The sequence below is a fragment of the Streptomyces sp. NPDC041713 genome (genome assembly GCF_055591085.1).
This window is the reverse complement of the sequence record NZ_JBVIZY010000021.1, coordinates 23,259-38,498: the sequence shown is the minus strand read 5'-3', so window position 1 is coordinate 38,498 and position 15,240 is coordinate 23,259. Positions and strand designations below refer to the sequence as shown.

Genomic DNA, 15,240 nt, shown 5'->3' with positions numbered 1-15,240 from the left:
CGCGGATGATGGCCCGTCGACCGGGCGGCCGGGCGACGAGTGAGGACAGATGCGCCATGAAGCTAAGGAGGTGCCGGAGGCGCGTCAATGAGGGGCGCGTGAACACGACGCGAACTCGCCGGGCACACCGGCCGAATCAACGGCAGGGTCTCAACTCCCCGTCGACACCAGCCCGTTCTCGTACGCGATGATCACCAGCTGCACCCGGTCCCGCGCGTCGAGCTTGGCGAGCAGCCGGGTGAGGTACGTCTTCGCCGTGGCGACGCTGAGGCAGAGCTCCTCGGCTATCTCGGTGTTGGAGAGGCCGCGGCCAACCAGTGTCAGGACCTCCCGCTCGCGGTCCGTGATGCCGTCGACGGCCACCTCGCGCGGCGGCGGCGCGACGGGCCGCTGCGCGAACTCCCGGATCAGCCGCCGGGTGACGCCCGGCGCGATCAGGCCGTCCCCCGCCGCGACGGTCCGCACCGCCGCCAGGATGTCGTCCAGCGCCATGTCCTTGACGAGGAAGCCCGCCGCGCCCGCGCGCAGCGCCCCGTACACGTACGCGTCGTCGTCGAACGTGGTCAGGACCACCACATGTGCGTCCGTCGGGCCCGACGTGATCTGCCGGGTCGCCTCGATGCCGTCCATCCCGGGCATCCGGATGTCCATCACCACGACGTCCGGGCGCAGTTCGGCGCAGGCCTCGACCGCCTCGTCGCCCGACGCGGCCTCGCCCACGACCTTGAGGTCAGGGGTCTCGGCGATGACCATGCTCAGGGCGGTACGGACCAAGGGTTGGTCGTCGACGAGCAGGACGCGGACCGTCATCGGGCACCCGCCGGGGCGGGCAGCGGCAGCCGGGCGCTCACCCGGAAGCCTCCGTCGGGACGCGGTCCGGCGCTGAACTCGCCGTGCAGCAGGGCGACTCGCTCACCCATGCCGACCAGACCGAACCCGGTGTCCGTGCCGGTCGCCGACGGCGTACGGGAGTGCGGGCCGGACGCCGTGCCGCGGTCCCGCCCGGGGTCGGCTATCTCGATGACGATCTCCTCGTCGCGGTAGTCCACCAGGACCGTGCAGGCCGTCGCGCCCGCGTGCCGCACCACATTGGTCACCGATTCCCGGACGATGCGGAAGGCCGACAGGTCGACGTCCGGGGGCAGTTGCCGCCGCTCGCCGCGCCACACCACGTCCACCCGTACCCCGGCGGCGGTCGTCGACGCGGCAAGCCGGTCCACGTCCGCGAGGCCATCGGCAGGACCGCGCGGCACCAACTCGGCTGCCGCGTCCGGGTGTTGGTCCGACTCGCTCTCGCGCAGCGCGACGAGCATCCTGCGCAGTCCTGCCAGGGTGTCCCGGCCCGCCAGTTCCACCGCGGTCATCGCCGTCCGCGCGGCGGCGGGCCGGCTCTCGACGACCCGGGCCGCCGCGCCCGCCTGCAGGGCGATGATGCCGATGCTGTGCGCCACCGTGTCGTGCATCTCCCGTGCGATGCGCAGCCGTTCGGCGGTGACGGCCTGCGCGGTGGCCTGCGCGCTCAGCCGCCGCGCGTACGCGCGGGCCCGGCGCACCGAGTCGCCCGCGAGCCAGGCGACGGCGACGAGCAGCACGGGGATCTGCCACTCGGACCAGCTGCTGTCCACGCTGTGCGGTAGCCGGAACGGGAGTCCGAGCAGCTGCCGCAGGATCGCGAAGGCGGGCAGCACGCAGAGCGCGAGGGCCACGGCCGTCCGGCGGGCGCGGGGCGTCCCCGTCGCCACGACGAAGCCGACGGCGATGTCGACGGCCGCGTACTGCGGGAAGGTGAGGCGCGTCTCGCCGAGCGCCAGGGTGGCGGCGTACGAGCAGCCGACCAGCAGCCCGAGGGCCGTGAGCGGGTGGCGCGTCAGGAGCCGGCCGGCCACCAGCGCCGTCCCGGCCGCGGCGACGACGACCAGCCACTCCCACGGGGCGGGGCCGGCGAACGCGCTCGTCGGCATCAGCGGCAGCCCGGAGTAGGCCCGCGCGGCGAACGCCGTGCCGAGCCACCAGGACGCGGCGGCCCACCCGCCCACGGGAGCGTGCTTGAGCAGGTGGAGCGGCGATGTGGCGGACATGCGCCGATCGTAGCCAGACCGGCCCCGACCGGCATCGCACCTGAGGTGTACAACCCCGGTCGACACCGGAGGCGGCAAGTGTCGTCGCAGGGCCGACGCCCGGCGGCCCGGCGCCCGGCACCGTGGCACACGTGATCGAAGCCAACGAACTGACGAAGAGATACGGCACCAAGACCGCGGTGAACGCCCTCAGTTTCCGGGTCCGCCCCGGCCTGGTGACCGGGTTCCTCGGGCCGAACGGCGCCGGGAAGTCCACCACCCTGCGCATGATCCTCGGCCTGGACGGCCCGACCGGTGGCTCCGTCACTGTCGCGGGGCGCCCGTTCCGGGAGCGGTAACGGGGCCTGCGCCACGTCGGCGCGCTGCTCGACGCGGGGGACGTGCACGGCGGCCACGCCGCGCGCGCCCACCTCGCCGTCCTCGCCCGCGGCAACCGCATTCCGCGGCGCCGCGTCGACGAGGTCCTCGCCGAGGTCGGCCTGGAGAAGGCGGCGCGGCGCCGCGTGGCGGGCTTCTCGCTCGGCATGCGACAGCGCCTCGGCATCGCCGCCGCGCTGCTCGGCGATCCGCCGGTACTGCTGTTCGACGAGCCACTCAACGGCCTCGACCCCGAGGGCGTGCAGTGGGTCCGCAGGCTCTTCCGGCGCCTGGCCGCGGAGGGCCGCACCGTGTTTGTCTCCAGTCACCTCATGTCCGAGATGGAGCACACCGCGGACGAGCTGGTCGTCATCGGGCGCGGTGAACTCATCGCCGCCGAGAGCCTCGCCGCGTTCGCGGGCCGCTCGGGCCGCGCCACCGTCGCCGTACGAACGCCCGACGCGAGCACCCTGACCCCGCTGCTGACGGCGGCGGGGGCGACCGTCACCACCGACGACGCAGGACGGCTCGTGGTGACCGGCGTCGACGCGCCCCGCATCGGCGAACTCGCCGCGCACCACCGGATCGTGCTCCACGAACTGGCCACCCGGACGGCCTCGTTGGAGGAGGCGTTCATGGAACTCACCTCCGACAGCGTCGAGTTCCTGGCGGGAGAGCCCCGATGACCGAGACGACCGAGACGATTACCGAGCCCCGTGCCCGCTTCGGCGATCTCGTCGCCGCCGAGTGGCTGAAGATGCGTTCGTTGCGCTCCACCGCCTGGTCCCTGCTGATCGCCGGGCTCGCCGTCGTCGGCATCAACGTCGGCACGGCGTACGACACGTACCACTACTGGACGGACGAGGGACCGGCCGGGCGGGCCCGGTACATCCGCGACGGCATCCCGCTGCAGGAGGCCTTCACCGCCAACTCCTCCCTGGTCCTGGTGCTCGCGTCCGGCGCCGTGGGCGCGCTGTTCCTGGTCGCGGAGTTCCGGACCGGGCTGATCCGTACGACGTTCGCCGCGGTCCCGGCCCGGCGCCCGCTGATGGCGGCCAAGCTCCTGGTGACCGCCGCCGTCATGACCGTCTTCGGCGCGGTCGTCGCGGGCGGCTCCTTCTGGCTGACCCAGGCGATCCTGGCGGGACGGGGCGTCGGCGTGCCGATCGGGCACCCCGGAGCGTGGTCGCTGGTCGTCGCCTCCGCGCTGCTGGCCCCGGTGTCGGCGCTGGTCGGCATGGCGCTCGGCGCGCTCCTGCGGCAGAGCGGCACCACGCTGGTCGCCCTGTTCGTGCTGACGCTCCTGCTGCCCGTCGCGCTCAGTGACGACCGCCACCTGACGGCGGTCGTCGGCCACGCGATGCCGTACAAGGCCTGGCTGTTCTTCGCGGAGCGGGGTGGCCCCGACGTCCTCTTCCCGTCGACGTCCACGGGCGCGTGGCTGGTCCTGGCGATCTGGCCGGTGGTCGCGGCGGCCGTCACCGTGTTCGGCGTGGAGCGCCGCGACCTGTGAGGACGCCGGGCGGGCGTCAGACTCCGCTGACCTCCCCGGCGACGCGGATCACCACCGCGTACGAGCCGACACCGAGCAGCCGGTCGTCCGGGATACGGTCGCCGCGCGAGCCGTACAGCATGTCGATCCGGCCGGACGCCGGGTCGAAGGCGACGTCGGCGAGGGTCCCCGCGGCGTCGCCCAGCTCCGTCAACAGCCGCTTGCCGAGCAGGTTCTGGCGCTCGGAGGAGTCCTTGGAGGTGAACCGGGCCGCGGTCGCCGCCTCGACGACGACCGCGTCGGGCCCCACCGCGTGCACGTCCGCCCAGGCGATGACGTCGCCGCCGTCCTTGACGCCGTCCAGGCGGACGGCGGTGACCACGGCGTCGCCCGGACCGCCCGGACCGCCCGGACCGCCCGCGCCGCCCGGTTCGACGACGAGCCCGGCGACGGTGCCGACGTGCGTGGCGTCCGACGCGCTGACGACCGGACGGCCCACGGTCTGACTGAGCAGCATCATGAGGTCCGCCCCTCGCCCGAGCCGTCGGCCACGCCCGAGCCGTCGACCACGCCCGCGCCGCCGGGCCCACCCGCCACGGAGGGCCCCTTCGTCAGGTGAGCCCCGCCCAACCCGCCAGGACCGGCCTCCGCCCCCGCCCCCGCCTCCGCGAGCCGCCTGCGCCGTACCGCCGCCGCCAGTTCGCCGACGTCCTCGACGACGTACTCCGTGTCCCGCGCGGGGATCATCAGGGTGTCGCCCGTCAGGGCGGGTCGGCCACCGAGCGGCAGGAAGACCGTGCGCTCCTGCCGCCCCAGCGCCTCCGTGGAGGACATCTCCACGCCGACCACCCGCCCCTCCCGCCCGGACTCGACCAGCACGTCGCGCACCGATCCCACCTGCACCCCTTGGTCCGTCAGCACCCGGGCGCCGCGGACCAGGCCGCCGGAGGCCTCCTGCCAGGAAGCCACGGCCGCCTTGTCCTCCAGCGCCTCGGCGGACGTGATCATCACGGCGTCCGCGCCCAGGGCGTGCACCGCCGACCACGGCAGGCTCTTGCGCAGCGGACCGGAGAGCAGACCCCGGCCGGCCAGCGTGAACCCCGCGATCCGGCCGCCCGCCCCGTCCAGCACCACATCCTTGACCTGGGCGACCGCCTCGCCGTCCAACGTCACCACCGGCCGCTTGGTGAGGTCGCCTGCGGCCATCACGGCCGGCGGGGGCGCCGTCACCGCACCCTCCCGCGCCCGGTGCGCCGACCGCGCCGCACCACGATCACTCCGCCGCTGCGCCGCCGGGCCTGCACGCCGGCCACCGCGGCCACCAGCAGCCCCACCACCACGACCGCGGCGATCAACCACGCCCACCACACCATCGCCCACCTCCCGGAACAACCTCAGGACGTTCGGGTACCCCGTGACGGGGAACAGTCACCGATCGGCGCGGCATACAAGGGAGTTGACCCGCGACGCCCACCGCGCCCAGGCGTCCGCCCGCTGTGCCCCCGGCGTCCGCCCGGGGCGGGAGGTGCGCCTGCGCCGAGGCGGGAGGTGCGCCTGCGCCGCGATTCGCCCGATTCCGTGATCAACTGATGCAAGATACATTTGGAGATGCGGAACCAGCGCCCGGCCGCGCGTCCGGCGGCGCCACCCGACGGAAGAGGCCGATCATGAACATCCCGTTCCTCGACAAGTGGCGCAGGCGGCACCCCGCGACGGACCCGGCCGAGGGGCTCGCGGCCGCCTTCCAGGACGACCCGGACGGCGTCGCCGCACTCTTCTCCGAATGCGAGCTGCTGCGCTCCCAGGCGGCCGCCGCCGGCCTCGAACTCGACGACTCCCCGGCCTCGTTGGGCGCACTCGACCAACTCCTGCCGCGCTGGCGCGACGACCCCGAGCTGCTGCCGTGGCTCGGCAACGACGCGGGTCTCTACCTCGGCAGCGTCGTGGTGCGGACCGTGCCGGGCGCGGCCTGGCACGTCTGGCCCGGCGGCAGCCCCGTCGTACGGCTGAAGAGCGGGCGGGGCATCCAGGTCGTCGAGGCGGGACTCGACTGGGCGGTGCACGGCGCGCCCGAGCTGTCGCAGGTCTACGCCGAGGCGTCCGAGACGTAGTCCGCAATACCTCAAATACGGTTAATGCCCATAAGTGCGTGTCGTCCAGTAACTCCCGTTTTCACGTGGATAGTTTGCGCGGACGTACACAGCTGAGAGTGGGCAGGTCTTGCCATGGCCGTCGATCCGTTGATCGAACTGCGCGATGTGAACAAGTACTACGGGAAGCTGCATGTCCTCCAGGACATCAACCTCACCGTCGGCAAGGGGGAGGTGGTCGTGGTCATCGGCCCGTCGGGGTCGGGCAAATCCACACTGTGCAGGACGATCAACCGGCTCGAGACCATCCAGTCGGGAGAGATCAGACTCGACGGACAGCCGCTGCCCGCCGAGGGGAAGGCGCTCGCGAGGCTCCGCACCGAAGTGGGCATGGTCTTCCAGTCCTTCAACCTCTTCGCGCACAAGACCGTCCTCCAGAACGTCGCGCTGGCCCAGGTCAAGGTGCGCGGCCGCAAGAAGGACGAGGCGGCGAAGCGCTCCCGGGAGCTCCTGGAGCGCGTGGGCCTCTCCGCGCACGCCGACAAGTACCCGGCGCAGCTCTCCGGCGGCCAGCAGCAGCGCGTGGCCATCGCCCGCGCCCTGGCCATGGACCCCAAGGCGCTGCTCTTCGACGAGCCGACCTCGGCGCTCGACCCGGAGATGATCAACGAGGTCCTGGAAGTCATGCAGCAGCTCGCCCGGGACGGCATGACCATGGTCGTCGTCACGCACGAGATGGGCTTCGCCCGCTCCGCGGCCAACCGGGTCGTCTTCATGTCCGACGGCCGCGTCGTCGAGGACCGGACCCCCGAGGACTTCTTCACCCACCCGGAGAGCGAGCGCGCCAAGGACTTCCTCTCCAAGATCCTCAAGCACTGACGGGGGGACTGCTCGTGAAGCGACACACCATGTCTCACGCCGGGCGGCACACCCCGCGGGCGCTCCACCTGCTCGTGGCGCTCGTCCTCACCGCCTGCGCCGCCGCGGCCTGCGGCAAGGAAGGCAGCCCGCCGACCAAGGGGCCCGCCGCCGACGAACTGCCCAAGTACCAGGTGGCGACCGGCTTCCAGCTGCCCCAGTCGGGCACCTGGCGGAAGGCGAAGAGCCGCGGCAGGTTCATCGTCGGCGCCAAGGAGGACCAGCCCTACCTCGGCGAGAAGGACCCGGCGAACGGCACCTACTCCGGGTTCGACATCGAGATCGCCAAGATGATCTCGGCCTCGCTGGGTCTCGACCCGAAGAGGATCGAGTTCAAGACCATCGCGTCGGCGAACCGCGAGACCGCCCTGCAGAACGGGCAGATCGACTACTACGTCGGCACCTACACCATCAACGACAACCGCAAGAAGCTCGTCGGCTTCGGCGGCCCCTACTACATGGCGGGCCAGGGCCTGCTGGTGCGCAGCGACGAGGACGACATCAAGGGCCCGCAGGACCTCGACGGCAAGAGCGTCTGCTCGGCCGCCGGATCGACCCCGTACCAGCGCATCCAGCAGGACTACCCGAAGGCCACCCTCGTCGCCTACGACACGTACTCGGTCTGCGTCGACAACCTGCTGACGTACCAGGTCGACGCCGTCACCACCGACGACGCCATCCTCATCGGCTACGCGGCGAAGGTGCCCGACGAACTCAAGGTGGTCGGCAAGCCGTTCTCGAAGGAGCCGTACGGCATCGGCGTGCCCCGCGGCGACAACGCCCTGCGGTTCGCCGTCGACGACGCCCTCGCGGCCCGCGAGAAGGACGGCGACTGGAAGAAGGCGTACGACGCCACCCTCGGCCTCTCCGGCGTGCCGGCGCCGAAGCCGCCCGCCATCGACCGCTACCCGGCGAGCTGAGGAGGCGTCGTGGACGTACTGACAGACAACTTCTCCACCTTCGGCAAGGGCTTCGTCGGCACCGTCGAACTCACCGTCTACGCCTCGGTCCTGGCGCTCGTGCTCGGCTTCGTCATGGCCTCCTTCCGGGTGGCGCCCGTCGGGTCCTTCCGGGCCTTCGGCACCGCCTGGGTGACGGTGCTGCGCAACACCCCGCTCACGCTGCTCTTCTTCGCGGTGCTGCTCGGCCTGCCGCGGTTCGGCCTGGTGCTGCCCTTCAAGGTGTTCGCGGTCCTCGCCCTCGGCTGCTACACCTCCGCCTTCATCTGCGAGGCGCTCAGGTCGGGCATCAACACCGTGCCCAAGGGCCAGGGCGAGGCGGCCCGCAGCCTCGGCATGTCCTTCGGCCAGACCCTGTCCATGGTGGTGCTGCCGCAGGCCTTCCGGTCCGTCATCGCGCCGGTCGGCTCCAACCTCATCGCGCTGGCCAAGAACTCGGCGATCGCGGGCGCCTTCAGCGTCACGGAGCTGCTCGGCACGTACAAGACGCTCAACGAGCTCGGCTACAACATCATCTGGACCTTCGTCTGGATCGCCGTCGGCTACCTCATCATCACCCTCGCCATCAGCGCGATCTTCAATGTCCTCGAAAAGCGCTGGGGAGTCGCCCGATGAAAGCCCTCTCCCACGATTCCACCGCCCTCTACGACATCCCGGGCCCCCGCACGATCCGCCGGCACAAGCTGTACGGGCTGATCTCCACCCTGATCGTGCTCGCCCTGGTCGGCTGGCTGCTCTATCTGCTCTTCGACACCGACCAGTTCACCTCGACCAAGTGGACGCCCTTCGAGTACAAGGGCATCCAGGAGCTGCTCCTGCGCGGCCTCGGCAACACGCTCAAGGCCTTCGCCATCTCCGCGGTCCTCGCCCTCGCGCTCGGCGGGCTGCTCGCGGTGGGCCGGCTCTCCGACCACCGGCCGGTGCGCTGGCTCGCCACGCTCGTCGTGGAGTTCTTCCGGGCGATGCCGGTCCTGGTGATGATCTTCTTCGTCTTCGTGGCGCTGAAGGTCCAGCCACTGCCCGCGCTGGTCGCCGGGCTCACGCTCTACAACGGCTCCGTACTCGCCGAGGTCTTCCGATCCGGCGTCAACTCCGTGGAGAGGGGGCAGCGGGAGGCGGCTTACGCACTCGGAATGCGCAAGACACAGGTCATGACACACGTCCTCGTACCGCAGGCCGTTCGTGCCATGTTGCCCGCCATCATCAGCCAGTTGGTGGTGGCCCTGAAGGACACGTCGCTCGGATATCTGATCACCTACGAGGAGTTCCTCCACGCCGGGAAGCTGATCGCTTCGAACCTCGACTACGATTTGCCTTTCATCCCCGTGGTCATGGTGATCTCACCTGTCTACATCGGGATGTGCATGTTGCTGTCGTGGTTCGCCCAGTGGGTGTCCAGGCGTCAGCGGCGCAACCCCAAGACCGAGGCCGCCGATGTGGCCCCGGCCGAACCGGGGACGCTGCTGCCGGGCGCCCAGTAGGCAGTGGCACGAGGGAACACCGACCCGGCAGCAGCCGGAGATCACTGCTCGCGCAGGGGAACGGACAGGTACGACGGGTCCGTCGCCGGCGAGGAGAAGGTCAGCTGCGCGCCGGCCGGGTTGTGCTCGATGTAGAGCGGGTCGACCGTGTCGACGACCAGGGCGAGCTTGTGGCCCGCCGGTACGTCGTAGGCCGTGGAGAACAACTCCAGGTCCACGCCGAACGGCTTCCCGGGTGTCTTGCCGTGGAAGGTGTACGGCGCGTTGCTGACCAGCTTGCCGAGGCCGAGCGGGCCCACGTCGTAGAGGTACGCGACGAGGGTGCCGCTCTCCTTGGTCGGGGTGAGCGTCGTGTGCAGCTTGGCGGTGCCGCGCACCCGCTGGGCCGAGGTGTAGCGCTCCGACTGCCAGACGCCCGTGTAGCGGCGCGGGAGCAGCGGCACCGACGCCATCGGGGGGATCTTCAGGAACTGGTCGAGGGCGTTGGAGAGGATGGCGATGCCGCCGTTGGCGCCCGAGTCGACGTTCGTGTGGATCGTCGTGGAGCCCGCCATCGCGATCTTCTTGCGGGTGGCGCCGACCGACTTCCAGTCCGGGTAGCCTTCGTAGCCGCCCTCCGAGCGGGACTTGAGCTGGACCGGCTGCTCCTTGTCGATGCCGTTGTCAGCGCCCTTGAGGTAGTGGTCGAACCACCGCCGGGTGGAGGTCCAGGTGTCGTTGGGCAGTCCGAGCAGGCCGGTGGCCTCCGCCGTCGCGTGGTCGCCGGGGCGGAACTCCAGGCGCTTGGGGCCGGTGAGGCGCTCGTAGAACTCGGCGTACTGGTTGGCCGGGAAGAGCGTGTCGCCCCAGGCGTTGCCGAGCATGACGGCGGCGCCGTTCTCGTTGATCTGGTCGAGGTAGGTCGCGGGGGAGCGCTTGGCGCCCCAGGCGATCATCTCGTCCTCCTTGTCCAGGTTGGACCCGAGGAAGTCCTTCAGCGTCTGCTGGAGTTCGGCGCTCGGGCGGCCGGTGAGCGCGCCCGCGCCGCCCAGCAGGGCCGCCGCCTGGGCGTGCTGGGTGCGGCCGCTGTAGATCGAGTCGATGAGGTCGCCCCAGCCGCTGAGGGCGGCGACGGCCTTGACGCGCTTGTCGTGCCCGGCGACGAGCAGGCTGATGCCCGCGCCGTACGAGACACCGGCCATGCCGACCTTCGACGGGTCGGCCGGGGTGTGGGCGAGCGTCCAGTCGATGACCTTGGAGGCGTCGGCGATGTCCTCGGGACCCGCGGTCTCGATCTCGCCGCCGGACTGCCAGAAGCCGCGCGAGTTGTAACTGACCACGACGTAACCGGCGTCGGCGAGCTTCTGGGCCTGGGCGACGTACTCGATCTGCGGCATGGCCCAGCTTGTGGGCAGCACGATCGAGGGGTAGGTCGCCCCGGCCTTCGCGTCCTTGGGGGTGAAGACGTTGGCCTTGAGGATCGTGCCGCCGTCGCCGGGGATGTCGACGAAGCGCACGTCCGCGGAGGCCGCGGCCGGCGGCGCGGCGGCCGGTGCCGCCTGCGCCGTCGGGGCGAGGCCGAGGGCGGCGCCCGCGACGAGGGTCGCGGAGACCGCGCCGACGGTGGTCGTGCGCAGGGCCCGGTGGGGGTACGGAGCTCTCACGGGTCACTTCCTCACTCGTTGAAAGTGCAAAGTGACCCGACGGTAACCGCGATTGTTTACCGGGGGTAACCCGTCGGTAAGTTACGCCCCGGTAACGATAGTTGAAGCCTCAGTGACCCCTGGGGCGAGGACCGGTGGCTACTTCAGCGCGCTCTTGGCCTGCCAGTCCGACCAGGAGAGGTTCCACTCGCCGTAGCCGTTGCCCGGGTCCGGGACGCCCTTGGAGCCGCTGCCGGTGACCTCGAAGGGGTCGCCGATCTGCGCCTGGCCGTAGAGCCAGTCGGCGTTGGCGTCGCTCATGCCGATGCAGCCCGAGCTGTGGTTGGTGTTGCCGAAGTACGCGGCGTTCCACGGGGCCGCGTGGGCGTACATGCCCGACCAGGTCAGCCGCATCGAGTCGTCGACCATCTTGTCGTAGCTGTTGCTGCCGGAGAGGCCGACCGTCTCGGAGCGCATGTTGATCGTGCCCTCCTTCGACATCAGGACGGAGGTGCCGCCCCAGGAGGCCTTCTCGCCGCCGGGGGTGCCGGCCGACATCGGCACCGACTTGACGGTCTTGCCGTCGCGCTGGAGCGCCGCCGTCTTGCTGTCCAGGTTCACCTTGACGACCTGGTTCCTGCCGACGGTGAAGTGCGTGGCGTAGTCGCGCACGAACCAGTCGTCGCCGCCCGAGTCGATGCCGTTCAGCTTCGCGTCCAGCTTCACCTTGGTGCCGGACTTCCAGTACTCCTTGGGGCGCCAGTCGACGCGGTCCTTGCCGTCGTAGTTCTTGATCCAGCCCCACGATCCCGTAGTGCCGTTCGAGGTCGTCACCTTGAGGTTCTTCTCGACCTCGGCCTTGTTCCGCACCGCGTGGTCGAAGGTGATCGACAGCGGCTGGGCGACGCCGACGGTGGTGCCCTTGCCCGGGGCCAGGGTCACCTTGTTGACCTTGTCGGGCGCGGCCGTCCTGAAGGTGGACTTGGCGGTGCCGCCCTGGTCGGTGCCGGCCTGGACGCGGTACGCGGTGCCGGGGGTCACCGTGCGCTGCGAGGTCCAGGTGGTGCCGTTCGCCGCGACCTTGCCGGGCAGCTTGGCGCCCTTGTCGTCGGTGACGGTCACCTCCTTCAGCTTGCCGGTGGCCAGCTTCACCGTGACCGGGCCGCCCGCCTTCGCCTGCTGTCCCGCAAGGTTCACCGAGATCCTCGGTTTCTCGGCGGCCCGGTCGTCGCCGGACGAGCCGCTGCCGCCCGAACAGGCGGACAGGGCGGCGGTGAGCACCGCGAGGCCCGCGACCGCCGTGGGGCGGGCGCGAAGGGGGCGTCGGCGGCTCGAAGAGCTCTGGGGGGTCAAGGAACGTACCTCCGTGCGAATAGGTCTGCACGGAGAGAGGGCGGATCGCCCCGGCGGGTTGTCCGTTGTCCGGAAAATGCCTGCTAGGTCACAGAAGGGCCAAAATGGCGTCGACGTTCGTCGACGTTCCGTGAGGAACGGATCACTTGGCGCGATGGGAGGCGCGGGCGGGCGTGGGCAGCGGCGTCCGGGCGTCCTGCGTCACGTCCGCGACGACCTCGACGACGTCGGGCCCGTACGCCTGCGAGTTCACGATCTTCAGGAGCAGTACGAAGGGCTTGTTGCCGTGCTTGCGGGCGAGCTTCTCGTGGTGCCGGGCCAGATAGCGGGTGGCCGCCTGGCTGGTCACCGCGCGCTGCCCGCAGAAGAGGAAGACCGGCCGGGCGTCCTGGCCCTGGTCCGCGGTGAGCCGGGCGAGGATCACGTACTCGGTGAGTCCGGACTCCAGGCGGTAGCGCTCGGGGCCGATCTGGAAGGCGCCGCGGTCGGGCACCGGCTCGGGCTCGGTGTTCACCCGTACGCCCGGCAGCAGGGAGTGCATGTGCGCGGCCATCCGGCGGTTCGCCACCGGGTTGCCCACACAGAACTCGGTGCGCTCGCCGAAGCCCTGCTGGGCCGCGTCGTGCGCGACGACCTGCGCGTGCGCCCCGCACTCCTTGACCACCCCGGCCAGCTCGATCAGCGCGAACACGTCCTGCCGCACCACCATCAGCTCGGGGCCGCCCGCGTCGCGGTTCACCACGAGCAGCGACTCGGAGTTCTCGGGCAGCCCGAAGAAGGCCTGCTTGCGGCGGAGCCTGCGCTTCCACAGGGCGCCGCGGACGAGCCAGCCAAGGGCGGCGCTGATGCCGACCGCGATCAGGCCGAGGACGATGTTCCGCACGTCTTCAGTCATGGGGGCGCATGCTAGCGGCCCGCCGGACCCGTGTTCGAGGAGGTCCTGACGCGACGGGGGACTCGAAGTTACGCTGCGCAGACGGCTGTTGACTGGAGGTACGAATGCGTCGTGCTGTCGTACGGAATCTGACCCTATTGGCGGTCGGAGGGGTATTGGTGTCGGTCGGTGCGGCAGCGCCCCCTTCGCCTACGCGCTCAGCGGAACCGGCATCCGCACAGGGTCCCGCGAGGACCCCGGACAAGACGCCGGTCGCCGTCGGTGCGGGCGGCGCCGTCGCCAGCGTCGACCCGGACGCCTCGGCGGCCGGCATCGAGGTCCTGCGGAAGGGCGGCAACGCCGTGGACGCGGCCGTCGCCACCGCCGCCGCGCTCGGCGTCACCGAGCCGTACTCGGCGGGCGTGGGCGGCGGCGGATACTTCGTCCACTACGACGCCAGGACCCACAAGGTCTCCACCATCGACGGCCGCGAGACCGCCCCGCGCACCGCGGACTCCGGACTCTTCCTGGAGAACGGCAAACCGCTGCCCTTCGCCGACGCGGTCACCAGCGGTCTCAGCGTCGGCACCCCCGGCACGCCCGCCACCTGGCAGTCGGCTCTCGACACCTGGGGCAGCAAAAGCCTCGGCACGCTCCTGAAGCCCGCCGAGCGGCTCGCGCGCGACGGATTCACCGTCGACCCGACGTTCCGCGGCCAGACCGAGTCGAACCAGGAGCGGTTCGCGGACTTCCCCGCCACGGCGAAGCTCTTCCTGCCCGGCGGCAAGCTGCCGGTGGTCGGCTCGACGTTCAAGAACCCCGACCTGGCCCGCACCTACGCGGAGCTCGGCCGCAAGGGCGTGGACGCGCTCTACCGCGGCAAGCTGGCCGAGGACATCGTGCGTACGGTGAACAAGCCGCCCGTCGACCCCGGATCCGGCCGGGTGGCCCGGCCCGGCGACCTCTCCGCGAAGGACCTCGCGGCGTACGGCGTGAAGCGGCAGAAGCCCACGAAGACCTCCTACCGCGGCCTCGACGTCTACTCCATGGCCCCCTCCTCCTCCGGCGGCACCACGGTCGGCGAGGCGCTGAACATCCTGGAGCGCACCGACCTCTCCAAGGCGTCGAAGGCGAAGTACCTGCATCGCTACATCGAGGCAAGCCGCATCGCGTTCGCTGACCGGGGGCGCTGGGTGGGCGACCCCGCCTTCGAGGACGTACCGACGAAGGAACTCCTCTCCCAGCGGTTCGCCGACTCGCGGGAGTGCCTGATCAAGGACGACGCCGTCCTCAAGAGCCCGCTGGCGCCCGGCGACCCGCGCCACCCCGAGGCGTGCGGCACGGGTGACGAGGCGGCCCCGACGACGTACGAGGGCGAGAACACCACGCACCTCACGGCGGCCGACAAGTGGGGCAACGTCGTGGCGTACACCCTCACCATCGAGTCGACGGGCGGCAGCGGCATCACCGTCCCGGGCCGGGGCTTCCTGCTCAACAACGAACTCACCGACTTCTCCTTCGCGCCCGCCGACCCGGCGGTGCACGACCCGAACCTGCCGGGACCCGGCAAGCGGCCGCGCTCCTCGATCGCACCGACCATCGTGCTGAAGCACGGCAAGCCGGTGGTGGCGCTCGGATCGCCGGGCGGCGCGACCATCGTCACGACCGTGCTGCAGACCCTGACCGGCTTCGTGGACCGGGGCCTGCCGCTGGTCGACGCCATCGCCGCGCCCCGTGCGAGCCAGCGCAACGCCGCGCAGACCGAGCTCGAACCGGAGCTCTGGAACAGTCCGTTGCGCGCGTCCCTGGAGTCCCTCGGGCACTCCTTCAAGCAGAACCCCGAGATCGGCGCGGCCACGGGCGTGCAGCGGCTGCCCGGCGGCAAGTGGCTCGCCGCCGCCGAGAAGACCCGCAGGGGCGGCGGTTCGGCGATGGTGGTGCGGCCGGACAAGTGAGTCGGTGAAACTCGGGGTGACCTGCGGTAAGCCAGGCCCGGAAAACTGCATGTAGTCGTCC

General features: G+C 71.1%; 15 protein-coding genes and 1 pseudogene. 8 read left to right on the top strand and 8 right to left on the bottom strand.

Annotation, left to right across the window (positions count from 1 at the left end; all coding sequences use genetic code 11):
• Positions 1 to 150: 150 nt before the first annotated feature.
• Positions 151 to 810 carry a response regulator gene (locus ACZ6CV_RS35780; protein ID WP_469255895.1) on the bottom strand — a complete coding sequence of 220 codons (660 nt, stop codon included), beginning with the start codon at positions 808 to 810 and terminating at the stop codon, positions 151 to 153.
• On the bottom strand, positions 807 to 2,078 hold the full coding sequence (locus tag ACZ6CV_RS35775) for a sensor histidine kinase (RefSeq protein ID WP_469255894.1): 1,272 nt from the start codon (positions 2,076 to 2,078) through the stop codon (positions 807 to 809). The genes ACZ6CV_RS35780 and ACZ6CV_RS35775 overlap by 4 nt, the downstream gene beginning before the upstream one ends.
• A gap of 131 nt (positions 2,079 to 2,209) precedes the next feature.
• Between ACZ6CV_RS35775 and ACZ6CV_RS35770 the strand changes: the two are divergent.
• Together ACZ6CV_RS35770 and ACZ6CV_RS35765 are read left to right on the top strand one after the other, a co-directional pair.
• Positions 2,210 to 3,121, top strand: a pseudogene (locus tag ACZ6CV_RS35770) (ATP-binding cassette domain-containing protein).
• Positions 3,118 to 3,948 (top strand): ABC transporter permease, encoded by an 831-nt coding sequence (locus ACZ6CV_RS35765; RefSeq protein ID WP_469255892.1) that lies wholly within the window; start codon positions 3,118 to 3,120, stop codon positions 3,946 to 3,948. Before ACZ6CV_RS35770 ends, ACZ6CV_RS35765 begins: the two are co-directional and overlap by 4 nt.
• A gap of 16 nt (positions 3,949 to 3,964) precedes the next feature.
• On the opposite strand, the gene ACZ6CV_RS35760 is transcribed toward ACZ6CV_RS35765, so the two are convergent.
• The 3 genes from ACZ6CV_RS35760 to ACZ6CV_RS35750 are packed head-to-tail and all read right to left on the bottom strand — an operon-like array spanning position 3,965 to position 5,300.
• Positions 3,965 to 4,447, bottom strand: a complete 483-nt coding sequence (locus tag ACZ6CV_RS35760; protein ID WP_469255890.1) for a hypothetical protein — start codon at positions 4,445 to 4,447, stop codon at positions 3,965 to 3,967.
• Positions 4,444 to 5,157 carry a PRC-barrel domain-containing protein gene (locus ACZ6CV_RS35755; RefSeq protein WP_469255888.1) on the bottom strand — a complete coding sequence of 238 codons (714 nt, stop codon included), beginning with the start codon at positions 5,155 to 5,157 and terminating at the stop codon, positions 4,444 to 4,446. Before ACZ6CV_RS35755 ends, ACZ6CV_RS35760 begins: the two co-directional genes overlap by 4 nt.
• The gene (locus tag ACZ6CV_RS35750; protein WP_362365320.1) at positions 5,154 to 5,300 is read right to left on the bottom strand and encodes a hypothetical protein; all 147 of its coding nucleotides are present in this window, start codon (positions 5,298 to 5,300) and stop codon (positions 5,154 to 5,156) included. Before ACZ6CV_RS35750 ends, ACZ6CV_RS35755 begins: the two co-directional genes overlap by 4 nt.
• Before the next feature lie 294 nt (positions 5,301 to 5,594).
• On the opposite strand from ACZ6CV_RS35750, the gene ACZ6CV_RS35745 reads away from it, so the two are divergent.
• The 5 genes from ACZ6CV_RS35745 to ACZ6CV_RS35725 all read left to right on the top strand — a co-directional run bounded on the left by ACZ6CV_RS35745 (position 5,595) and on the right by ACZ6CV_RS35725 (position 9,375).
• Positions 5,595 to 6,038 (top strand): DUF6278 family protein, encoded by a 444-nt coding sequence (locus tag ACZ6CV_RS35745; protein WP_469255886.1) that lies wholly within the window; start codon positions 5,595 to 5,597, stop codon positions 6,036 to 6,038.
• 114 nt (positions 6,039 to 6,152) lie between these two features.
• Entirely contained in the window at positions 6,153 to 6,896 is a 744-nt protein-coding gene (locus ACZ6CV_RS35740; RefSeq protein WP_469255884.1) for an amino acid ABC transporter ATP-binding protein, read from the top strand.
• A gap of 29 nt (positions 6,897 to 6,925) precedes the next feature.
• Entirely contained in the window at positions 6,926 to 7,855 is a 930-nt protein-coding gene (locus ACZ6CV_RS35735; RefSeq protein ID WP_469255882.1) for a glutamate ABC transporter substrate-binding protein, read from the top strand.
• A 9-nt stretch (positions 7,856 to 7,864) separates the two neighbouring features.
• Positions 7,865 to 8,509, top strand: a complete 645-nt coding sequence (locus ACZ6CV_RS35730; RefSeq protein WP_355806125.1) for an amino acid ABC transporter permease — start codon at positions 7,865 to 7,867, stop codon at positions 8,507 to 8,509.
• Positions 8,506 to 9,375: an amino acid ABC transporter permease gene (locus ACZ6CV_RS35725; protein ID WP_362365306.1), complete on the top strand. Its 870-nt coding sequence runs from the start codon at positions 8,506 to 8,508 to the stop codon at positions 9,373 to 9,375. Before ACZ6CV_RS35730 ends, ACZ6CV_RS35725 begins: the two co-directional genes overlap by 4 nt.
• Positions 9,376 to 9,416: 41 nt before the next feature.
• Here the strand turns inward: ACZ6CV_RS35725 and ACZ6CV_RS35720 are convergent, their stop codons facing one another.
• The 3 genes from ACZ6CV_RS35720 to ACZ6CV_RS35710 form a co-directional block, all read right to left on the bottom strand.
• Complete coding sequence (locus ACZ6CV_RS35720) at positions 9,417 to 11,018, bottom strand: alpha/beta fold hydrolase (protein WP_469255880.1); 1,602 nt, start codon at positions 11,016 to 11,018, stop codon at positions 9,417 to 9,419.
• Positions 11,019 to 11,156: 138 nt separating this feature from the next.
• Positions 11,157 to 12,350 carry a L,D-transpeptidase gene (locus tag ACZ6CV_RS35715; RefSeq protein WP_469255878.1) on the bottom strand — a complete coding sequence of 398 codons (1,194 nt, stop codon included), beginning with the start codon at positions 12,348 to 12,350 and terminating at the stop codon, positions 11,157 to 11,159.
• 142 nt (positions 12,351 to 12,492) lie between these two features.
• A complete protein-coding gene (locus ACZ6CV_RS35710) occupies positions 12,493 to 13,245 on the bottom strand; it encodes a hypothetical protein (RefSeq protein WP_469255877.1) in 753 nt (250 codons plus the stop codon).
• A 104-nt stretch (positions 13,246 to 13,349) separates the two neighbouring features.
• On the opposite strand from ACZ6CV_RS35710, the gene ggt reads away from it, so the two are divergent.
• A complete protein-coding gene (gene ggt, locus ACZ6CV_RS35705) occupies positions 13,350 to 15,179 on the top strand; it encodes a gamma-glutamyltransferase (RefSeq protein WP_469255875.1) in 1,830 nt (609 codons plus the stop codon).
• Positions 15,180 to 15,240: the final 61 nt, after the last annotated feature.